Source organism: Oerskovia sp. Root918, from assembly GCF_001428945.1.
GTDB lineage: Bacteria > Actinomycetota > Actinomycetes > Actinomycetales > Cellulomonadaceae > Oerskovia > Oerskovia enterophila.
The window spans coordinates 163,895-183,885 of record NZ_LMJG01000014.1; the positions used below are offsets into that span (position 1 = coordinate 163,895).

Genomic DNA, 19,991 nt, shown 5'->3' on the forward strand with positions numbered 1-19,991 from the left:
CTCCTCGAGTCGGGGTGCAGGGTGGGCGACGTGCGCCTCGTCCCATCCTGGCCCGGTACCCGTGTGCTCGCAGGTCCAGCGATCACCCTCGACGCCACCAGGTCCTCGGGACCACGAGGACGGCGAGAGCACACAGCGCCAGCGCTGCCACGACGGTCAGGAACCCCTCACCCTCGATGCCCGAGGCGGCGAGCGCGACGAGCGCGAGCCCCTGGCAGGCCGTCTGGATCGCGGCGGCGCGACGCAGGTCGAGCACGAGCACGGTCCGTTCGACGGCGCCCGCCCAGGGGACCCGAGCCACCCACCAGGACGCCCGGAGCATCAGGTGCACCAGCGGGAGGAGGGCGAACACCACCGGGTCGAACGCCGCCGAGGCGCCGAGGAGCGCGGCACCTCCCGCGAGGACGATCGCGTGGGGGACAGGGGGCCGGGGGAACCGGGTGACCACCGCCGCGAGCGCAAGACCGATCGCCACGCTGCCGGCCATCGACGGGAGCAGGCTGTGCGCGGTCAGCGTGCCGAACACGATCGTGGCGCCGAACAGCGCGGCACGGAACGCGGGCCCCGGGACGGTCGGTCCGGTGTCCACCTCCGTCGAGGGCATGGCGTCTGCAGGAGCCGGGCGAACCGTACGGAGTGCGCTCATCGGGACGTCCCTTGCGTGGCGTGTCGTTGCTGCCGGGCTGCGAGCTCGAGCGCGGTCCGCGCCGATCGGGCCGAGCGGCCAGGCATTCCTGGGTCGTCGCCCCCGATCGGTGGCAGCCATCTGACCACGAGGATCCCTTCGCGGCGCAAGCTCTCGAGGCGCTGCTCACGCTCGATGTGCGTGATGCGCCAGGCGAGAGCGACGCCGGGGTCACCCCGCGGGACCTCGACCGTGGGCAGGATGTCGACCGCCACCACCGGATGACCGGTGCCGCGCCAGGTCTGGGCGATCGAGGCGCTCTCGTCGTCGAGGAACGTCGAGAACATGTACACGAGCGCCCCCGCCGGGATCTGCGGGGGACGCATGCGGCGGCCCGGGTCTCCGACGGGGTGGGCGAGCGCGAGCGCGTGGACGATCCGGCGGAGCTGACGCTTGCCGGCCGCGGGAGGCAGGGGGCGTCGGACCCACCCGAGGTCCTCGAAGCCGACCCGGTCTCCGCCGTCGAGCGCGGCCTGCGCGACCGAGGCCGCGGCGTTGCGTGCGACGTCGAGGGACGTCGCACGGTCCATGGGCAGCGGACCGTTCCCGCGCCAGGTCGTGACGTCCGGCCCGACCTCGTCGCGCGAGTCGAGCACGAGCACGACCGTCGCCTCCGCGGTCGCCTGGGTACGCCGCACGTAGAGGGTCTCGAGGCCCGGGGACCGCCGGGCCGTCGCGCGCCAGTCGATGCGCCGGAGCCGGTCGCCCGGCGCGAAGGGGTGGACGTCCCGCAGCTCGGTGCCGTCGCCGAGCCGCCGGGTCGTGTGCGGTCCGGTGAGCCCGACGAGCTGGTGCGGCAACGGGAGCCGACCGAGCGGCTGGGCCGTCGGCAGCACGAGGATCCCGGGGGCCTGCACGTCGTCGGGCCGCGACTCGAAGCCGCCCTCGACGCCTGCCGCGACGTGGTCGACGCGGAACGTCCGGTGCGGGCCGGTGCGGGCCGAGTGCGTCGTGAGGTCGAGCGTCCTGGTCCCGTCCACGAGGACCGTGACGTCTGCGTCGTCGTTCCCCGGGCTGGTGACCCGCAGGCGGACGGGAGCGGCGCCGTCGGGCACGTCGAGGCGCAGCCGCGCGCGCAGCTCTCCCGGACCGGTCCCGCCCGCCTCCGCCGGGACGAACGTCGCCCTGACCGCCCCGCCTCGCGGGCGAGCGGTCCAGGCCCATGCCGCGCTGAGCAGCGCGGGCGCCCCGAGGACCGCGATGTCGGCGCGGCCAGCGACGAGACCGGTGATCAGCAGGGCGAGACCGAGCACGACCCCGGCCGCGAGACTCGTCGTCTGCAGCCAGCCCGTCGGCTCTCCGCCCCCTGCGGGTGCCGTCATCGCGCTGCGCTGGCGACCGTCGCGGGGCCCGGGACACGGTCGAGGATGGCCCGGACGATGGTCTGCGGCTGGGCGTTCGACGCCCAGGCCGTGGGGGTCAGCGTGAGCCGGTGCGCGAGCACGGGGACCGCCACGCGCTTGACGTCCTCGGGGAGCACGTAGTCGCGGCCGTCGAGCGCCGCGACGGCGCGCGCGAGCAGGACGAGGGTCTGCGACCCGCGCGGCGAGGCGCCGACCTCGAGCTGGGTGTCGGCGCGCGTCGCGGCCACGAGGTCGACGCAGTACGTGACCACGTCCGGGTCGACGTCCGTCGCCTCGACCCCGGCCTGCATCGCGAGGACCGTGGCGGCGTCGACCACCTGGCGGACCTCGGCCTGCTCCTGCCGGCGGTCGAGCCTGCGGCGCAGGACCTCGCGCTCCTCGTCGCGGTCCGGGTACCCGACCGCGAGCCGCACCATGAAGCGGTCGAGCTGCGCCTCGGGCAGCGGGTAGGTGCCCTCGTACTCGACGGGGTTGGACGTCGCGAGGACGTGGAACGGACGCTGCAGCGGGTAGGTGCTGCCCTCGATCGACACCTGGCGCTCGGCCATGGCCTCGAGCAGCGCGGACTGCGTCTTGGGCGCGGTGCGGTTGATCTCGTCGGCCAGGAAGAGGCCCGTGAAGACCGGCCCGGGACGGAACACGAAGTCGGTCGTGGCCGGGTCGTAGACCGAGGACCCCGTGATGTCCGCGGGCAGGAGGTCGGGCGTGCACTGGAGACGGGCGAAGTCGAGCCCGAGCGCCGTGGCGAGGCTGCGGGCCGCGAGGGTCTTGCCGAGCCCGGGCACGTCCTCGAACAGCACGTGGCCGCCCGCGAGGATCGTGGCGAGCGCGAGCTCGAGCGGGTCCCGCATCCCGACGACGGCCGTGCCGACCTCGTCGAGGATGCGGCGGCCGAGCGCGGCCACCTCGGGGACGCTGAGCGCGGGGGCAGGGGAGTCCGTCATCGGGTTCGCCTCTCGGTGGTGGTGATGGAGGTGGTGCTGGTGCTGTGGTCCGAGCCGTCGGTCGTTCGGCCACCCGCCGTGCGGCGCTGCTCGGCCGACGCGCGTCCGGGGCCCGCGGAGATGCCGCTCACGCCTTCGACCGCAGTGACCCAGGCCCGCAGGACGGGCATGGTCGGCGGGCGTGGGTCGGTCGTCATCTGCTGGTGGACCTTGGGGCCGAGCAGGTCCGCGGCCGCGCGCTGCTGTGCCGGGTCCGTGCTGCGCAGGTCGATCCCCCGGTCGGCCAGAGCCGTGGCCGCGAGCGCCAGGACGCGTTTGTGTGCGCGTTCGCTGACTCGTCCGTCGTTGCCGTGCATGGCCCAGGTGAGCTCGGAGAGGTCGCGTCGGGCGCCGTGGCGGTTGCGGTCGGGCAGGGCGTGGTGCTCGGGGTCGGTGCCGGGTCGTGCGCGTCGGTGGAGGGCGAGGAGGACGAGGGCGCCGGCGGTGAGGACCAGGGCGTGGGGGATGTCGAGCCCGACGACGGCGAGGGCTGTGCCGGCGGTGAGGACGAGTGCTGCTTCGAGGAGGAGGCGTCGGGTGGTGGTGGGTCGTCGGCTCATGGGGTCGTGGCCTGTCCGGTGCCGTGCGGTGCCGTGCTGCGCTGCGCTGGGTCGGCGTCGGCGGGTTCCGGGGGTGGCGCGAAGGCGATGGTGAGCCGTTCGAGGCAGTCGCGTGCGGTCTCGACGTCGTGGTCGGTGAGGGGGCGGTCCGTGAAGCGGGCCCGCTGGTAGAGGCGGAGGAGGGTCGTGACGGCGTCGGGGTCGGCGGGGGTGGCGTCGAGGACGGTGGTGGTGAACTCGGTGGGGGTCTGGGCGGGGTGCCTGCGGTGTCCGGTGTCGGCGGTCGCGTCCTCGAGGGCGATCCAGGCGGCGGTGACGGCGTCGCGCGGGGTGCGGGCGGTGTCGAGGAGGTGGCGTGCGTGGGTGACGCCGCGTCGGAGGGCGGGGAGCTGGACCTCGGGGGGGAGGTCGGCTGTCACGGCGTCCTCGGCGGCGACGTGGTCGCGGTGGACCTCGCCGGGTTCGGCGGGTTCGCGGCTGCGGCGGCGCAGGTAGAGGATCGCGAGGACGATCAGGACGGCGGCGACGGCGAGTCCGAGGTAGGTCGTGTAGTCGCCGATGGTCATCCCGGCGGCTCGGTCGTCGAGGCCCGGCGGGAGGGTCTCGACGTAGGTGGGGCCGTCGACCGGGGCGGGGGCTTCGGGGGGTGGGGCGTCGGAGTCGTCGGGGGGCAGGAACCACGCCGGGCGTTCGTAGCTCCAGCGGGACCCGGCGGCGGCGCCGACCAGGACGAGAGCGATCAGGACGACGACACCCCCCAGTCGTGTCCGGTTGCTCATGCGGGTCGGTTCCTCTCGGCGTGGAGGCCGGCTGCTGCGGCGGTGAGGAAGGCTGCGGGGTCGTCGTCGAGTCCTCGACCCATGGTGGAGAGGCCGACGGGGGCGGCGCGGAGCGCGTCGAGGAGCGCGGTGTCGACGTCGGCGTGGGTGAGTCGGTGCGGCCCGTGGGGGGCGGCGAGCCGGGCGGCCTGCTCGGTGATGCGTGCGGTGAGCGCGGGTCCCCACCCGGGGAGGGCTTCGATCTCCGCGGCGGGTCGGGGCACGACGACGTCGGCGGCCGCGAGCGCCACGCGTCCGTAGGCGGTCAGGGAGTGGTGGGAGATGCCGAGGTGGCGGTCGCGGGGGTCGGCGCCGGAGACGCGCAGGGAGGCGACGGGCAGGGCGCCGAGGGTGGCGGCGGCGTTGAGGGCTTCGCCGGCGGCGACGCCGGAGAAGCCCCAGCGGGTGCCGGTGCCGAGGTTGCCGGGTCCTTGGGCGACGATGGTGAGGTCGGCTCCGGTGACGTGGCGGGCGGCGAGCAGGCCGGTGTGGACGGTGACGGCTTCGTGGTCGCCTCCGTAGGCCTGTCCGACGGTGAGGCAGGTGTGGATCCAGCCGGCGTCGCGGAGTCCGGAGACGGTGCGGGAGAACGCGGCGGGCAGGGCGCCGCCGTCGGTCATGACGTAGGCGATGCGGGGGGCGGGGCGTCCGTCCTGGGTTGCGGCGAGGCGTGCTCCGGCGACGATCGCGGGCAGCGCGGAGTGCAGGTCGGCCACGACGACGGGCATGCCGGCGAGGTCGTCGGCGTCGCGCAGGGTGTCGTGGTGGGGGGACTCCTGCTCGTCGACGCCCAGGACGAGGGCCTGCAGGGGGGTGTAGCGGGCCTTGACGAGGTGGCCGGGGCCTGCGGGCGGGTCGGCGGGGAGCGCGTCGGGCAGGGCGACGACGAGCGCGTACCCGCCGGTGCCGAGCCCTCGGGCGAGGGCGCTGACGTTGAGGAGCACGCGGTCGCCGACCTGGGGGTCGCCCACGAGCTGCGGGTAGGCGAGCGCGCGCACGGTCCGGGGGCGTTCCTGGTCGCCCGGTCCCGCGGTCGCGGGCAGCGGTTCGTCGAGCTCGACGGTCAGTTCCTGCGCGCCCTGCCAGCCTCGGCCGCGCGACATCACCCTTGCAGATCGCCACGTCATCACACGGGTGAGGCTACCGTTCGTTAGCGTGGGTGCCGATGCCTGATCAGACGAGCCAACCAGTCAACCCTGCGACGAGGCTGTTGAACCTCGTGATCGCCCTCGTGAACACGAGCGTGTCGATGACGAAGCAGCAGATCCGCACGAGCGTGGCGGGGTATGCCGACGCGCCCTCGCCCGAGGCGTTCGAGCGCATGTTCGAGCGCGACAAGGACTCCTTGCGAGACCTGGGGATCCCCATCGTGACGGTCGACGCCGGGGGCCACAGCGACGACGTGGGGTACCGGATCGACCAGGACGCGTACGCGCTGCCTGCGGTGGACCTGACCCCGGCCGAGTTCGGTGTCCTGTCGCTGGCGGCCCAGTTCTGGCAGGACAAGACGCTGCGGACCGACATCTCCCGGGCGCTGACGAAGCTGCGGGCGGCGGGGGCGGGGGAGATCGCGAACGACGCGGTCGCGGGCCTGGCCCCTCGGGTGCGGGCCGTGGGCGACGCGTACGGCCCGCTGCTCGACGCGATCGAGGCGCTGCGTGCGGTGTCGTTCACGTACCGGGCGGCGTCCACGGGCGAGGTGCTCACGCGCACGGTCGAGCCGTGGCGCATCGCGGCCCGCCGGGGCGGCTGGTACCTGCTGGGCTTCGACCGCGAGCGCCGTGCGCCGCGGGCGTACCGGTTGAGCCGGATCGAGGGCAGGGTGCGCCTGCTGGGGCGTGGTGGGGCGTTCACCATCCCCGAGGGGGTGGACGTCGACGCGCTGCTGGGCGCGAGGGCGGGCAGCGAGCACGAGGCGCGCCTGGCGATCGGGCCGGAGCGGGCCGAGGCGCTGCGCGCACGGGGGCGCAGCGACGGGGACGGCACGGGCGAGGGTGCGGGGCCACGGCAGGACGGGCGCGACGTCGTGCACGTGGCCTACACGAACGCGCACACGTTCGCGGACGAGATCGCGGGGTACGGTGACGCGGTCGTGGTGCTGAGCCCGCCCGAGCTGCGCGACGCCGTCGTGCGCCGGTTGCGCGCCGCCGCGCGCCTGGGGTCCGCTGTGCACCTGGGTGCCGCTGTGCACCTGGGTGCCGGAGCCGCGGCGGGCGAGCCGACCCCTTCCCCGACCGACCGGTCCACCGACCGGGACGGGACGAGCACGACGACGACCGAGGAGCAGCGTGGCTGAGCGCGCGGACGACCGGCTGGTGCGCCTGCTGGGCATCGTCAGCTATCTGGACGGGGCGGGCGGTGTGCCCGTCGAGGAGCTCGCGTCCCGGTTCGGGGTCACGACCCGTCAGATCGTGGAGGACGTCGACGCCCTGTGGGTGTCCGGCACCCCCGGGTACTGGCCCGACGACCTGATCGACTTCGACGCCGACTCGCTCGAGCGCGGCGTGGTGCGCCTGACCGAGGCGCGCGGCATGACGCGGCCCCTGCGCCTGGGCACGCGTGAGGCGGTCGCGCTCATCGCGGCGCTGCGCGCGATGGGGGAGACGGGCGCGGTCCGCTCGGACCGGGCGCGCTCCGACGTCGTCGCCTCGGTCCTGGACAAGCTGACCGGCGCGACGGGCGAGGCCGCGGCGGCGCTGGACGTGCGCCTGCCCACCGACGGCGACCCCGCGGTCGTGGCGGCCGTGTCCTCGGCCCTGGCGAACCGGCACCGGTTGCGCGTGCGGTACGTGACGAGCGCCGACGTGGTCTCCGAGCGGGAGATCGACCCCGTGGCCCTGCACACCCAGGACGCCTGGTCGTACCTCCTCGCGTGGTGCTACCGCGCGCAGGGTCAGCGCACGTTCCGCCTCGACCGGCTCCTGGCCGCGACCGAGCTCGACGTGCCCGCCGCCGAGCACGACCTGCCGACCGAGGTCGACTTCACGCCCACGGGCGACGCGCCCCTGGCCACGATCACGTTCGCGAGCCCCGCACGCTGGGTCGCCGAGCAGGTCCCGGTGGAGAAGGTCCGCAACCTGCCCGGCGGCGCGTTCGAGGTGTCGTTGCGGGTGACGAACCCCGTGTGGCTGCGCCGGCTGCTGCTCGAGCACGCCCGCCACGTCCTGGCCGTCACGCCCCAGGCCGTTGCCGACGACGTCGCGCAGGCCGCGAGCGCCGCCCTGGCCGCGTACGGGGAGTCCGCGGTCGGCGGCGGTGCGGTCGACGAGGGGCCCGACCCGGCCCCGAGCGTGCCGTCCGCGAACTAGGCTGGTCGGTATGTGGTTCACCATCTGGTCGGTCCTGGTCGTCGGCACGCTCGTCGGCGCGTTCTTCCTGGGGCGCGACCTGTGGCGCAAGGCCAAGGCGCTCCTGCGGCAGATGTCGGAGTCGTCGCAGGTCATGGACCGCTTCGCCCGGCGCACCGACGAGCTGACCGCGGCGGTGGCGGCCGCGCAGCCCAGCACCGCGCCCACCCTGTTCGACGACCCGGTGCTGCTGCACGAGCGCGTGGAGGAGCTGCGCGCCGAGCGGGCCGAGCGCCGGTCCCAGCGCAGGACCCGCAACAAAGTGACGTGGGACCGCTGGCGCCGATTCAACGCGTAGGATCTGCGACAACAAGACTCGCGTCCGACTCCAAGGGAGCCATCTCATGGGCATGCTGAAGCCCTGGCACATCATCGTTCTTGTCGTCGTCGTCCTGCTCCTGTTCGGGGCGAAGCGACTTCCCGACCTGGCCCGCAGCGTCGGCCAGTCGCTCAAGATCTTCAAGAGCGAGGTCAAGGACCTGCGCGACGACGACAAGCCCGCGGAGCCTGCCGTCAAGGATGACGACGCCCCCAAGGCCTGACCCGTGTCCAGCTCGACCAAGACGTCCGAAGGACGCATGCCGCTGCGCGAGCACCTGCTCGAGATCCGCAAGCGACTCTTCCTGGTCTCGTGCGGACTGGTCGCGGGCGCGATCCTGGGGTGGTTCCTGTACCAGCCGCTCCTGGACGCGTTGCAGGCCCCGCTCGAGAAGGCTGCCGCGGAGCAGGGCAAGGTCATCAACCTGAACTTCTCGGGCATGGCGACCGCGCTCGACATGAAGATCAAGGTCTCCCTGTTCCTCGGGGTCATCGTGTCCTGCCCGTGGTGGCTGTACCAGCTGTGGGCGTTCATCACCCCGGGGCTCACGTCGAAGGAACGCCGCTACGCCATGGGCTTCCTGGGGGCATCGGTGCCCCTGTTCCTCGGCGGGGCGTTCCTCGCGTGGTGGGTCCTGCCGCACGCGGTCGACATCCTGGCGGGCTTCGTCCCCGAGGGCGCGACCAACCTCACCGACGCCCAGGGCTACCTGAGCTTCGTGATGCGACTCGTCCTGGCCTTCGGGCTCGCGTTCGTGCTGCCCGTGGTCCTGGTCGCCCTGAACTTCGCGGGGCTCGTGCGGGCCACGGCCCTGTTCGCCGGATGGCGCTGGGCGGTGCTCATCGCGTTCGTGTTCGCGGCCGTCATGACCCCCACCCCGGACGCGCTCACGATGATCCTCGTGGCCCTGCCGATCTGCCTGCTGTACTTCGGTGCCGTCGGGATCGCGTTCCTGCGCGACCGCAGCACGGACAAGCGCAACGCCGCAGCACTCGCCGGTGCCTGAGGCACCACCGCGCCCGGCCCGCCTCGGAGTCGTCGTCAACCCGACGGCCGACCGTGGGCGCGGCCGGGGCGACGGCGCCCGCACGATCGAGCTCCTGCGCCAGGCCGGGCACGACGTCCTGGACCTCAGCGCCCCCAACGCACCCCTCGCACTCGAGAACGCCCGCGACGCGGTCGCGGGCCGCGGCACGGGCGGCCCGCTCGACGCGCTCGTCGTCGTTGGCGGGGACGGCATGGTCCACCTCGGCGTCAACGCGGTCGCCGGGACCGGGGTCCCGCTCGGGATCGTCGCGGCCGGGACGGGCAACGACTTCGCCTCGGCCCTCGAGCTGCCCGTGCACGCCGTCGACGCGGCGGTCACCCTGCTCCTCGACGCCCTGGGAGCCCGCGCGGCCGGCACGGGCGGGACGCGCCGGGTGGACGCGGCCCGTGCCGAGCCTCTCGACGCCCACCTGGACCCCCGGCCCGGGCGCGAGCGCTGGTTCTGCGGGGTCCTGTCCGCGGGCCTCGACGCCGCGGTCAACGCGCGCGCCAACGCCCTGACCTGGCCGCGCGGCAGCGCCAAGTACGTGCGCGCCGTCGCGAGCGAGCTCGCCCGCTTCCGCCCCTACGGGTACCGCATCACGGCACAGCTCGTCGGCGCGCCGGGCGCCTCGGACACCGCGGGCGCCGGCGGCGCCGCCGGGAGCACGGCCGCCTCGACCGTGCGCCCCTCGCCGTCGGGCACGGCGGCCCCGGGGGAGCGTGCACCCCGGACGCCCGACGACGCCACGCACCCCTTCGTGTGGGAGTCGCCCGGGACCGTGGTCGCCGTGGCCAACGGGCCGCGCTTCGGCGGGGGCGTCCGGGTCGCCCCGGACGCCTCGATCGACGACGGCCTGCTCGACCTCGTGACCGCCGGCCCCCTGACGCGCCTCGGCGTGGCCCGCGTCTTCCCGGGCATGTACCGCGGCAAGCACGTGCACCACCCGGCCGTCGACCTCTACCAGGCACGCTCGGTCGTCCTGGAGGCCACCGACGCCGGCGGCCCGCCCCCGCCCGCGTTCGCGGACGGGGAACGGATCTCTCGCCTGCCCGTGCGCGTCACGGTCGTCCCCGGCGCGCTCCTGGTCCTCGACCCCCGCGACCACACCATCACGCAGGGCTGACCGAGGCGCCAGGCCGGGGCCTCCGGGCTCGGGGACGCCGCCGTCGCTCGAGCGTCGTCGGCGGCGCCTGGCGCGGCCCCGTCACCGGCGGACCGTAGGGTGGAGGCATGACCGCAGCACCCCGCACCGCCGGGACCGACGAGACCCAGAGCCCCGCGGAACGCTACGCGGCATCGCGCGCGCTCCAGGCAGCCGCCCGCACCCAGCTCGCCGCCTTCCGTGAGGTCGTCGGCTTCCCGTTCGACGACTTCCAGGTCCGGGCCTGCCAGGCCCTCGAGGAGGGGCGCGGCGTGCTCGTGGCAGCACCCACGGGTGCGGGCAAGACCGTCGTGGGGGAGTTCGCGGTGCACCTGGCCCTGGCGGGGGGACGCAAGGCCTTCTACACCACGCCCATCAAGGCCCTGTCCAACCAGAAGTACGCCGACCTCGCGCGCCGCCACGGCGCCGACCAGGTCGGGCTCCTGACAGGCGACACGTCGATCAACGGAGACGCCCCGATCGTCGTCATGACGACCGAGGTCCTGCGCAACATGCTCTACGCGGGCTCGCGCGCCCTCGACGGGCTCGCGTTCGTCGTCATGGACGAGGTCCACTACCTCGCCGACCGGTTCCGCGGACCCGTCTGGGAAGAGGTCATCATCCACCTCTCCGACGACGTCCAGCTCGTGTCGCTCTCCGCGACCGTGTCCAACGCCGAGGAGTTCGGCGACTGGCTCGAGATGGTCCGCGGCGACACCGCCGTGATCGTCAGCGAGCGCCGACCGGTCCCGTTGTGGCAGCACGTCCTGGTGGGCTCGCGCGACCGGTCGCGCACCCCGGGAGAGGCGCTGCGCCCGGGCACGGGGGCCGAGCTGATCGACCTGTACGCAGGGCACGTGGACCCGACGGACCCCGGGGTCAACCCGCCCATCAACCCGGACCTGCTCGCGGCGTTCCGCAGCGGGGCGCGCGACGGCGGGTACCCGGGGCGTGGCGGGGGACGCGGCGACCGCGGATACCGTGGCCGGGTCGGGCGGCCTGGCGGGTCGGGCGGCTACGGGAACCGGGAGGGGTCGACACGCCGGTCGCCGCCACGGTTCGCGGTCGTCGACGCCCTGGACGCCGACGGGCTGCTGCCCGCGATCTTCTTCATCTTCTCGCGGGCCGGGTGCGAGGCCGCGGTGACCCAGTGCCTGGCCGCGGGCCTGCGCCTGACCACACCCGCCCAGGAGGCGCAGATCCGTGCCGTGGTCGAGGAGCGCAGCGCGACACTGCCCGCCGAGGACCTCGACGTCCTGGGGTACTGGACCTGGAGCGAGTCGCTCGCGCGCGGCATCGCGGCCCACCACGCCGGGATGCTGCCCATCTTCAAGGAGATCGTCGAGGACCTGTTCAGCCGCGGCCTGGTCAAGGTCGTGTTCGCGACCGAGACCCTGGCCCTGGGCATCAACATGCCCGCCCGCTCGGTCGTGCTCGAGAAGCTCGTCAAGTGGGACGGCACCTCCCACGTCGACATGACCCCCGGGGAGTACACCCAGCTCACGGGGCGTGCCGGGCGCCGGGGCATCGACGTCGAGGGGCACGCCGTCGTCGTCGACCATCCAGGGCTGGACCCCGTGGCCCTCGCTGGCCTGGCGTCCAAGCGCCTGTACCCGCTCAAGTCCTCGTTCCGGCCCACCTACAACATGGCCGTCAACCTCGTGGCGCAGGTCGGGCGCGAGCGCGCCCGCGACGTCCTGGAGACGTCGTTCGCCCAGTTCCAGGCCGACCGCGGCGTGGTGGGCCTGGCCAAGCAGGCCCAGGCCCACGCCGAGGCCCTCGAGGGCTACGCCCAAGCCATGACGTGCGACCGCGGGGACTTCTCCGAGTACGCCCGGCTCCGGCGCGCGATCGCGACCCGCGAGGCGGACCTGTCGAAGTCCGCGCAGCGGGCCCGCCGCGCCCAGGTGGTCGCGGACTTCGAGAACCTGCGCGTCGGGGACGTCGTCGAGCTGCCCTCGGGGCGCCGCGCCGGCTACGTCGTGGTCCTCGACCCCGGCAAGGACGGCGGGTTCGACGGCCCGCGCCCCACGGTCCTGACCGAGGACAAGCAGGTCAAGAAGCTCACGGTCGCCGACGCCCCCTCGGGCATCCGCACGGTCGGCAAGGTCCGCATCCCCAAGACGTTCAACCCGCGCGTGCCCGCGGCCCGCCGCGACCTCGCGTCGTCGCTGCGCAACGCGCTCGGCGCGTTCGTCGACGTCCCCGGTGCCCCGGCGCGCGGCGGCGGTCCGCGGGTACGGTCCGCCGCGGCCGACGACAAGGAGCTCACGCGCCTGCGGGCCGCCCTGCGCGCACACCCGTGCCACGACTGCCCCGAGCGGGAGGACCACGCCCGCTGGGCCGAACGGTGGGCCAAGCTCAAGAAGGAGCACGACGCCCTGGTCCGCCGCGTCGAGGGGCGCACCGGGTCGATCGCCCGGGTCTTCGACCGCATCTGCGACATCCTGACCCGGCTCGGGTACCTCGAGGTCGACACGCACCCGGCGGGCGGGGGCCCCCTCGACCGCGATGCCCCCGGCGGCACGGTGGACACCGGGGCCGTCGGCCAGGACCAGGCCGTCGCGACCCGCCCCGGGACCGGGCGCCGGCCCGCCCCCGAGGTCAAGGTCACCGACGCGGGCAACTGGCTGCGCCGGCTCTACGCCGAGAACGACCTCCTCCTGGCCGAGTGCCTGCGCCGCGGCGTCTGGGACGAGCTGGACCCCGCCGGGCTCGCCGCGGTCGTCTCGACCCTGGTGTTCTCCGCCCGCCGCGAGGAACCGGGAGAGCCCTACGTCCCCGGCGGGCCCGACGGCAAGCTCGCCCGCGCCCTCGACGGCACGGTCGTGGTGTGGTCCGAGGTCGACGACCTCGAGGAGGCGCACCACATCGACGCGAGCGGCACGCTCGACCTGGGGCTCGTCGCGGCGGTCCACCGGTGGGCCAACGGCCGCAGCCTCGACGCCGTCCTGCGCGGGTCCGAGCTCGCCGCGGGCGACTTCGTGCGCTGGTGCAAGCAGATCATCGACGTGCTCGACCAGCTCGCGACCGCTGCCCCCACGCCCGCGATGCGCAAGACCGCGATCCGGGCGATCGAGGCCGTCCGGCGAGGGGTCGTGGCCTACTCGAGCGTGTGACCTTGGCGTCACGCGGGCCGCGAGCGCCCCTCGACGAGGCGCGAGGGGCGCCGGGTGGCCTATCGTGTGGTTTCGTGGCCTCCACCCTGTACCGCAACGGTGTCATTCATTCCTCGACCGACCCCTTCGCCGAGGCGATGCTCGTCGACGGCGGGGTGATCACCTGGATCGGCGCGAACGACACGGCCGCCGGGCTCGCCGCCCGCGCCGACCGGGTCATCGACCTCGACGGGGCCCTCGTGGCGCCCGGGTTCGTCGACTCCCACGTCCACGTCCTGGAGACGGGCCTGGCCCTGGCCGGGGTGGACCTGTCCGCGAGCGCCGGTGTCACGTCCCTGGCGGGCGCGCTCGAGGCCCTGCACGCCGCGGTCGCCGCGCGCCCGGCGGCCCAGGCCGACGAGGTGCTCCTCGCGTTCGGGTGGGACGAGCAGGAGTGGCCCGAGCACCGGGCGCCCACGCGCGAGGAGCTCGACGCGGCCTGCGGGGGAGCGCTCGTGTACGCGGCCCGGGTCGACGTGCACTCCGCGGTCGTCTCGACGTCCCTCGCCCGCGCGGCCGGGCTCGAGGGGCAGCGCGGGTGGACCGAGACCGGGTGGGTCACCGAGGACGCGCACCACAGCGCCCGGGACGCCGCGCGCGACCTGAGCCCCGAGCGTCGCACGGCCCTGTACCGCACGGCCCTGGACGCGGCCGCGCGCCGGGGCATCGTGTCCCTGCACGAGAACAGCGCCCCCTCGATCGACACGCGTGAGGGGCTGCGCGAGCTCATGGCGCTCACCGCCGACCCGGCGGGCGCCCTGCCGCACCTGGTCGCCTACCGCGGCGAACTGTGCACCACGCCCGACGACGCCCGTGCGCTGCTCGCGGACCTGCCCGGGCTCGCGGGCATCGCGGGCGACCTGAACGTCGACGGGTCGCTCGGCTCGCGCACCGCTGCCCTGCGGCACCGGTACTCCGACCTGACGGGGGCACCGGGGGAGGCCGGTCCCGACGGGCGCGGCAACCAGTACCTGAGCGCCGAGCAGATCGCGGCGCACCTGTCCGCGGTCGCCGCGGCCGGCACCCAGGGCGGGTTCCACGTCATCGGCGACCGGGCCATGGACGCGTTCCTGGTGGGGCTGCGTGCGGCGGCCGACGCGGACGGGGCCGCGGCGCACCGCCGGGCCGCGCACCGTGTCGAGCACGCCCTGTTCGTCGACACCAACGCGCTGTCCACGCTCCTGCTGTTCGGGGTGTCGTTGAGCATCCAGCCGGTGTTCGACTCCGCGTGGGGCGGCCCGGACGGCATGTACTCCTCACGGCTGGGTCCCACGCGCGTCGCGGGCCTGTCCCCGTTCGCCGACCTCGCGGGGGCCGGGGTGCCTCTCGCGTTCGGGTCCGACTCGCCGGTGACGCCCCTGGACCCGTGGTCGGCCGTCCGTGCCGCCATGTCCCACGCGGACCCCGACCAGCGCATCTCCGCCCGGGCGGCGTTCCGGGCGCACACCCGCGGCGGCTGGCGCATCGCCGGCCTGGACCACACGGGTGCGGGTCAGCTGCGCGTAGGGTCCCCGGCCCACCTCGCGGTGTGGCGTGCCGAGCACCTCGCGGTCCAGGGCACGGGCACCACGGTCTCCTCGTGGAGCACCGACGCGCGCTCCGGCACCCCCCTGCTGCCGGACCTGACCGACGGCGCCCCCGACCCGACGTGCCTGCAGACCGTGCGCGACGGCGTCGTGCTGTTCGACACGTTCGACTGAGCCCTCCGACGCCCTCGCGGGCCTGCGGGGCGGTCCGCCGTCCCGCAGGCGCCCGCTCGGATTGACACCACCGTGAGGACCGGTAAGTTCGTTGACGTGTTCCGGCCTTCAGCGCCGCGGGGGAGCGAGCCACCATCTCACCGTTCTCCCCGTGCGCCCTGATGCGCATCGGCTCGACCCGCGCGTTCAGTAGACAACACGGCCTCACCGGTGGCGGTGCGACGTGGTCCGAAGGACGCGCGGGTCGGCCCACATCCACCGCCTGACCTGCAGGTGCGTGGCGTAGTCTGCACGGGTGTCGACCCGTGAGCCGAGCCGCTGGCTGCTGATCCTTCTCGCCGCCGGTGGCGGCCTCCTGACCAACGCCGCCTTCCCGGACCGCGGGTGGTGGCCCCTCGCCTTCGTGGGCGTCGCCGCCTTCTTCCTGGCCCTGCGCCGCGACGGCGCCTGGTGGAACGCCCTGGTCGGGTTCGTCTGGGGCCTGGCCTTCTTCCTCCCGCACATCCAGTGGGCGCAGATCGCGACCGACACCGTCCCGTGGCTCGCCCTGAGCGTCCTGGAGTCGGTGTTCCTGGCGCTGCTGGGCGCGATGTGGACGTGGGTGCGACGCATCGGGTTCGTCGGCCGCAACCTGGCCTGGCAGGTCGTGACGTTCTCGGTCCTGTGGGTCGCGGTCGAGCAGTGGCGCTCGGAGTTCCCCTTCGGCGGGTTCCCCTGGGGCCGGCTCGCGTTCTCCCAGGTCGACTCCCTGCTGGGGCGCACGGCCTGGCTCGGAGGGGGACTGCTCGTCTCGCTGCTCACGGCCGCGATCGGTGTCCTGCTGGCCGTGTTCCTGCTCGAGTCGCGCCGCCTCAAGGTCTTCCCCGCCCTGTGCTCGCTCGCGACCGCGGCCGTGCTGCTGGGGGTCGGGCTCGTCGTCCCGCTCGACGTGCGCGCCGAGACCGGGACGCTCGCGATCGGCGCCGTCCAGGGCAACGTCGACGAACCAGGGCTCGGGTCCTTCGCCAACCGTGGAGTGGTGCTGCAGAACCACGTCGACGGGACCCTCGCGCTGCTCGACGAGGTCGAGCCCGGCGAGCTGGACGTGGTCCTGTGGCCCGAGAACGGCTCCGACCTGGACCCCCAGACCACGCCCGACGTCGCCGCCGACATCGACGAGGCCGCGAGCGCCGTCGGCGCACCGATCCTCGTGGGCGCCCAGGAGTTCCCCGAGACCGGCGGGCGGTACAACGTGTCGCTGCTTTGGGTTCCCGGCGAGGGGGTCGTCGACCGGTACGCCAAGCAGCACCCCGCCCCGTTCGGCGAGTACATCCCGATGCGCAGCTTCGTGCGGATCTTCTCCGACCAGGTCGACCGGGTGAGCACCGACATGATCGCGGGCGACGAGGTCGCCGTGATCGACCTGCCCTCGGAGCGGCTCGGGCGTACCGTGCGGCTCGGCAACGTCATCTGCTTCGAGGTGGCGTACGAGGAGCTGATCCGCGACGCCGTGAACGCCGGTGCCGAGCTCCTCGTCGTCCCGACCAACAACGCGTCGTTCGGGTACAGCGCCGAGTCGACCCAGCAGCTGGCCATGTCGCGCCTGCGAGCGATCGAGACCGGTCGCGCGACCGTGCAGATCTCGACGGTCGGCGTCAGCGGCATCATCGCCCCCAACGGGGCCCTGCTGCAGAGCACCGAGCTCTTCACGCCCGACCAGCTGATCGCCACGCTTCCCCTGCGTGACTCGCTGACCCCGGCCGTGCGCGCGGGCTACTGGCCCGGGTGGATCGCCGGGGGACTGACGGTCCTGCTCGTGGTCGCCGGAGTCGCGGCCCACGTCCGGCGCGCGCCGGCAGCGAGCGTCAAGGGCGGCACCAAGCGACCGGCGGCGAAGAAGACCGCGCGCCGGTAGGTGCGCGTCGGGTCGGTCGGGCTGCTCCGCGGGAGGAAGCTCGTGCCCGACGGCGGCACGCGCCCGGGGCGGGACGCTCGCCCGGGGCGGTGACGTCGTCGGGCCGGCAGCGCGTGCACGAGGTGCGGTGGAGCGCCAGGAGCGCACGCGAAGGTGACCGTGACGAACACAGCGTCAGAAACGCTCAGTTGTCAGAGGTGGCCCGGGCTCGGGCCCGGGCCACCTCTGACAACACGGCGCACGCCGGACGATGGAACGACGAAGGGCCCGGAACTCCGAGGAGTTCCGGGCCCTTCGAGGCAGTCGATCAGGCGCTGCGACGCAGCTTGCCGGCACGCAGGAGGCCGAGGCGCTCGTCGAGCAGCTCTTCGAGCTCCTTGATGGTGCGACGCTCCAGCAGCATGTCCCAGTGGGTGCGGGCAGGCTTGCCGGCCTTGGGCTCGGGGCGCTCTGCGTCACGCAGGAGGGCCTCCTCGCCACAACGACACTCCCAGACCGCCGGCACCTCGGCCTCGGTCGAGAACGGCAGGATGATCGTGTGCCCGTTGGGGCAGTCGTAGTGAGCCTGGAAGCGGGGGGCGAAGTCGACGCCCGCGTCGGACTCCATGCTCTTCGCGCCGATGCTCATTCCACGTAGGGACCGGTCGGCCATGGTGTCCTCCAAGGGGTAGCGGCAGGGTTGTCTATGGGGGTCAACGTCCGGCCGGCTGCGAGTGTTCCGGTCGGACGTGAAGGTCCGGTGAAGCAGGAGGCGCGCCGAACCCACCCGTCGAGGCTGCCCAGCAGACCGTGCGCATCGGGTGGGACACGCACTCCCGCGAGACCACCGACCAGGTTTCCGGTTTTCGAGGGCGGGCGCAACTTCAAGCGCCGAATCGGGGTGTGACGTTGCTCCGGCGAGGCCACGCCAGGGCGGCTCCCAGGTGCGCGACACCTTGCCCCGGCTGAGAGATGGGCGAGGAATCCTCCTCGACGCCAGGCCCTGACCGGTGCGCCGAGGTGATGCAGGCGCGCCACCCGGGGATCACGGCTGGCCTGTCCGGATAGTCGTCAATGCCACGATCGCGGTACGGTTCGTCGTGTGAGGCACCAGGGAGACGGCGAGCGGCGGGCGGTCGATCATGGCGACCGTTGAGGCCTACGAGACGACCGCCGGACGGCGGTACATGGTTCGCTACCGCACCCCCGAACGCAAGCAGACCAAGAAGCGGGGCTTCAAGACCAAGCGGAGCGCCGAGGCCTTCGCGTCCTCGCTCGAGGTCTCGATGCTGCGCGGCGAGTTCATCGACCCCGCGGCGGCCCGGTCGACGGTCCTCGAGCTCGGGGGAGCGTGGCTCCAGCGCCAGACGCACCTCAAGCCGTCGACCGCCCGAGCGATCGAGAGCTCGTGGCGCCTGCACGTCACGCCCCGGTGGGGGAGCGTCCCGGTCGCCGAGATCCGGCGCACCGCTGTCCAGGCGTGGGTCTCCGAGCTGAGCGCTGCCTACAGCCCCACGACGGTCGCGCGCGCCCACGGCGCCCTGGCGTCCTTGCTCGACGACGCGGTCGACGACCGCAGGATCCTGACGAACCCCGCCCGCGGCGTGAACCTGCCGCGCAAGGTCCGGCGCGAGCACACCTACCTCGACCACCAGCAGGTCGCGGCGCTGGCCGCGGCCGCCGGACGGCACGAGACCCTGGTCCTCGTCTTCGCGTACTGCGGGCTGCGCTGGGGCGAGGCCGCGGGCCTGCGCGTCAGGGACCTCGACATGCTCCGGCACCGGCTGCGCGTCAACCAGAACGCGGTCGAGGTCGGCTCGGACATCGTGATCGGCACCCCCAAGACGCACGAGCGACGCTCGGTCCCGTTCCCGGCGTTCCTGTCCATGCGCCTCGCCGCGGCGTGCGAGGGCAAGGGGCGCGACGACGTCGTCTTCCACGGCGACCGCGGCGACTACCTCAAGCGCTCGAAGTCCGGCACCGGATGGTTCTGGCGCGCGGCTCGCGACGCGGGCATCGACGACCACCTGACCCCGCACGACCTGAGACACACTGCGGCGAGCCTCGCCGTGTCGGCCGGGGCGAACGTCAAGGCGGTCCAGCGCATGCTGGGACACGCCTCCGCGAGCATGACGCTGGACGTCTATGCGGACCTCTTCGACAACGATCTCGACGGCGTCGCGGTCGCCCTGGAGTCCGCGAGACTGCGCGCAGTCTCGCCTGGCTAGTGCCCGTGGTGTGCCCACGGGGCGCGCGACGCCCTGCGATTGGCCCGCAGAAAGGGCGGAATGTCAACGATTCTGCCGGGGCGAGAGCCCTGCGCCCCGTGGGTATAGAACTCACGGGGTAGGCGCATCCGAGGGCAAAACGGGCATCACTCATCGAACGGCGAACTGTCCAGATCGCACCGGCGGCAGATCTGGCGCCGACGCTCTCAGGGCTTCCTGACGAAGTCTGTCGACATCAAGATATCTCGGTGGTTCTTCGATGCAGCAGCACGCGGGTCGGGGCGGCCGGCGTGCAGGCGGTGCAGTCCGCGCCGACCTGCGGCGCGTGCCGAGCGGCCCGTCCTTGCCGCTCGATAGTGTCGAGCATCAGGGCGCTGCTGGAGGAGCGGTGCTGACGATCGACGAAGGAGTCACCCGGTGAGTAGCTCTCCAGGTCCGATGGACGTCTCGTTCTCTGCTCCGATCGGAGTGACCGTGCGCGGCGACGTGTGGTCGTGCGTCGAGGTCCCCGACTCGGTCGAGCTCTTGGGAACCGGCAAGGCCGTGCGAGTGGTCGCGACGGTGGACGGCCATGACGTGACGGCCGGGCTGATGCCGACCGGGTCCGGCGGCCACATGCTCTCGATCAGCGCCAAGCTGCGCAAGAAGCTCGGGAAAGACATCGGAGATACCGTCACCGTTCACCTGACCGAACGATTGACGTGAGCCTCAGAGTGTTTCTCCCTTTTCCCGTCGGCCGCGCGTCGCGGTTGCGTGCCGCGCGGCCGACGGGAAAGGGGAAGGAG

At 73.8% G+C, this 19,991-nt stretch carries 18 protein-coding genes; 11 read left to right on the forward strand and 7 right to left on the reverse strand.

What is annotated here, in order from left to right; genetic code table 11:
* Positions 1 to 82: 82 nt before the first annotated feature.
* The 6 genes from ASE27_RS14535 to ASE27_RS14560 are packed head-to-tail and all read right to left on the reverse strand — an operon-like array spanning position 83 to position 5,540.
* Complete coding sequence (locus ASE27_RS14535; RefSeq protein WP_157257647.1) at positions 83 to 646, reverse strand: hypothetical protein; 564 nt, start codon at positions 644 to 646, stop codon at positions 83 to 85.
* On the reverse strand, positions 643 to 2,007 hold the full coding sequence (locus ASE27_RS14540; RefSeq protein ID WP_056651874.1) for a DUF58 domain-containing protein: 1,365 nt from the start codon (positions 2,005 to 2,007) through the stop codon (positions 643 to 645). The genes ASE27_RS14535 and ASE27_RS14540 overlap by 4 nt, the downstream gene beginning before the upstream one ends.
* Positions 2,004 to 2,993 (reverse strand): MoxR family ATPase, encoded by a 990-nt coding sequence (locus tag ASE27_RS14545; RefSeq protein WP_056651877.1) that lies wholly within the window; start codon positions 2,991 to 2,993, stop codon positions 2,004 to 2,006. The genes ASE27_RS14540 and ASE27_RS14545 overlap by 4 nt, the downstream gene beginning before the upstream one ends.
* Positions 2,990 to 3,592: a hypothetical protein gene (locus tag ASE27_RS14550; RefSeq protein WP_056651880.1), complete on the reverse strand. Its 603-nt coding sequence runs from the start codon at positions 3,590 to 3,592 to the stop codon at positions 2,990 to 2,992. The genes ASE27_RS14545 and ASE27_RS14550 overlap by 4 nt, the downstream gene beginning before the upstream one ends.
* A complete protein-coding gene (locus tag ASE27_RS14555) occupies positions 3,589 to 4,371 on the reverse strand; it encodes a DUF4129 domain-containing protein (RefSeq protein ID WP_056651883.1) in 783 nt (260 codons plus the stop codon). Before ASE27_RS14555 ends, ASE27_RS14550 begins: the two co-directional genes overlap by 4 nt.
* Positions 4,368 to 5,540, reverse strand: a complete 1,173-nt coding sequence (locus ASE27_RS14560) for a DUF3866 family protein (protein ID WP_056651886.1) — start codon at positions 5,538 to 5,540, stop codon at positions 4,368 to 4,370. The genes ASE27_RS14555 and ASE27_RS14560 overlap by 4 nt, the downstream gene beginning before the upstream one ends.
* A gap of 35 nt (positions 5,541 to 5,575) precedes the next feature.
* Here ASE27_RS14560 and ASE27_RS14565 point away from each other — a divergent pair, with 35 nt between their 5' ends.
* From ASE27_RS14565 to lnt, 9 genes are all read left to right on the forward strand, one after another.
* The gene (locus ASE27_RS14565; protein WP_082608953.1) at positions 5,576 to 6,706 is read left to right on the forward strand and encodes a YafY family protein; all 1,131 of its coding nucleotides are present in this window, start codon (positions 5,576 to 5,578) and stop codon (positions 6,704 to 6,706) included.
* Positions 6,699 to 7,718, forward strand: a complete 1,020-nt coding sequence (locus tag ASE27_RS14570) for a YafY family protein (RefSeq protein ID WP_056651890.1) — start codon at positions 6,699 to 6,701, stop codon at positions 7,716 to 7,718. Before ASE27_RS14565 ends, ASE27_RS14570 begins: the two co-directional genes overlap by 8 nt.
* Before the next feature lie 10 nt (positions 7,719 to 7,728).
* Positions 7,729 to 8,055 carry a hypothetical protein gene (locus ASE27_RS14575; RefSeq protein ID WP_056651892.1) on the forward strand — a complete coding sequence of 109 codons (327 nt, stop codon included), beginning with the start codon at positions 7,729 to 7,731 and terminating at the stop codon, positions 8,053 to 8,055.
* A 46-nt stretch (positions 8,056 to 8,101) separates the two neighbouring features.
* On the forward strand, positions 8,102 to 8,299 hold the full coding sequence (tatA, locus tag ASE27_RS14580) for a Sec-independent protein translocase subunit TatA (RefSeq protein WP_036571710.1): 198 nt from the start codon (positions 8,102 to 8,104) through the stop codon (positions 8,297 to 8,299).
* Positions 8,300 to 8,335: 36 nt separating this feature from the next.
* On the forward strand, positions 8,336 to 9,082 hold the full coding sequence (gene tatC / locus ASE27_RS14585; protein ID WP_056652289.1) for a twin-arginine translocase subunit TatC: 747 nt from the start codon (positions 8,336 to 8,338) through the stop codon (positions 9,080 to 9,082).
* Positions 9,075 to 10,229, forward strand: coding sequence for a diacylglycerol kinase family protein (locus tag ASE27_RS14590; RefSeq protein WP_056651896.1), 1,155 nt, complete (start codon positions 9,075 to 9,077; stop codon positions 10,227 to 10,229). Before tatC ends, ASE27_RS14590 begins: the two co-directional genes overlap by 8 nt.
* A 107-nt stretch (positions 10,230 to 10,336) precedes the next feature.
* Positions 10,337 to 13,366: an RNA helicase gene (locus tag ASE27_RS14595; protein ID WP_056651900.1), complete on the forward strand. Its 3,030-nt coding sequence runs from the start codon at positions 10,337 to 10,339 to the stop codon at positions 13,364 to 13,366.
* A 74-nt stretch (positions 13,367 to 13,440) separates the two neighbouring features.
* The gene (locus tag ASE27_RS14600; RefSeq protein ID WP_056651902.1) at positions 13,441 to 15,105 is read left to right on the forward strand and encodes an amidohydrolase; all 1,665 of its coding nucleotides are present in this window, start codon (positions 13,441 to 13,443) and stop codon (positions 15,103 to 15,105) included.
* Positions 15,106 to 15,400: 295 nt separating this feature from the next.
* Complete coding sequence (gene lnt / locus ASE27_RS14605) at positions 15,401 to 16,999, forward strand: apolipoprotein N-acyltransferase (protein ID WP_056651906.1); 1,599 nt, start codon at positions 15,401 to 15,403, stop codon at positions 16,997 to 16,999.
* A gap of 307 nt (positions 17,000 to 17,306) precedes the next feature.
* Here lnt and ASE27_RS14610 read toward each other — a convergent pair whose 3' ends face one another.
* Positions 17,307 to 17,651, reverse strand: coding sequence for an RNA polymerase-binding protein RbpA (locus tag ASE27_RS14610; RefSeq protein ID WP_030151331.1), 345 nt, complete (start codon positions 17,649 to 17,651; stop codon positions 17,307 to 17,309).
* A 469-nt stretch (positions 17,652 to 18,120) separates the two neighbouring features.
* Between ASE27_RS14610 and ASE27_RS14615 the strand changes: the two genes are divergently transcribed.
* Positions 18,121 to 19,206, forward strand: a complete 1,086-nt coding sequence (locus ASE27_RS14615; protein ID WP_056651909.1) for a tyrosine-type recombinase/integrase — start codon at positions 18,121 to 18,123, stop codon at positions 19,204 to 19,206.
* 438 nt (positions 19,207 to 19,644) lie between these two features.
* Positions 19,645 to 19,911, forward strand: coding sequence for a DUF1905 domain-containing protein (locus tag ASE27_RS14620; RefSeq protein WP_056651912.1), 267 nt, complete (start codon positions 19,645 to 19,647; stop codon positions 19,909 to 19,911).
* The last annotated feature ends 80 nt before the right edge of the window (positions 19,912 to 19,991 follow it).

What these genes read in the sequence shown, in the direction of transcription:
- ASE27_RS14565 (WP_082608953.1), top strand. Translation starts at nt 5,576, where the DNA reads ATGCCTGATCAGACGAGCCAACCAGTCAACCCTGCGACGAGGCTGTTG.
- ASE27_RS14555 (WP_056651883.1), bottom strand. Translation starts at nt 4,371, where the DNA reads ATGAGCAACCGGACACGACTGGGGGGTGTCGTCGTCCTGATCGCTCTC.
- ASE27_RS14610 (WP_030151331.1), bottom strand. Translation starts at nt 17,651, where the DNA reads ATGGCCGACCGGTCCCTACGTGGAATGAGCATCGGCGCGAAGAGCATG.
- ASE27_RS14545 (WP_056651877.1), bottom strand. Translation starts at nt 2,993, where the DNA reads ATGACGGACTCCCCTGCCCCCGCGCTCAGCGTCCCCGAGGTGGCCGCG.
- ASE27_RS14620 (WP_056651912.1), top strand. Translation starts at nt 19,645, where the DNA reads ATGGACGTCTCGTTCTCTGCTCCGATCGGAGTGACCGTGCGCGGCGAC.
- ASE27_RS14535 (WP_157257647.1), bottom strand. Translation starts at nt 646, where the DNA reads ATGAGCGCACTCCGTACGGTTCGCCCGGCTCCTGCAGACGCCATGCCC.
- tatA (WP_036571710.1), top strand. Translation starts at nt 8,102, where the DNA reads ATGGGCATGCTGAAGCCCTGGCACATCATCGTTCTTGTCGTCGTCGTC.
- ASE27_RS14575 (WP_056651892.1), top strand. Translation starts at nt 7,729, where the DNA reads ATGTGGTTCACCATCTGGTCGGTCCTGGTCGTCGGCACGCTCGTCGGC.
- tatC (WP_056652289.1), top strand. Translation starts at nt 8,336, where the DNA reads ATGCCGCTGCGCGAGCACCTGCTCGAGATCCGCAAGCGACTCTTCCTG.
- ASE27_RS14550 (WP_056651880.1), bottom strand. Translation starts at nt 3,592, where the DNA reads ATGAGCCGACGACCCACCACCACCCGACGCCTCCTCCTCGAAGCAGCA.
- ASE27_RS14595 (WP_056651900.1), top strand. Translation starts at nt 10,337, where the DNA reads ATGACCGCAGCACCCCGCACCGCCGGGACCGACGAGACCCAGAGCCCC.
- ASE27_RS14615 (WP_056651909.1), top strand. Translation starts at nt 18,121, where the DNA reads ATGGCGACCGTTGAGGCCTACGAGACGACCGCCGGACGGCGGTACATG.
- ASE27_RS14540 (WP_056651874.1), bottom strand. Translation starts at nt 2,007, where the DNA reads ATGACGGCACCCGCAGGGGGCGGAGAGCCGACGGGCTGGCTGCAGACG.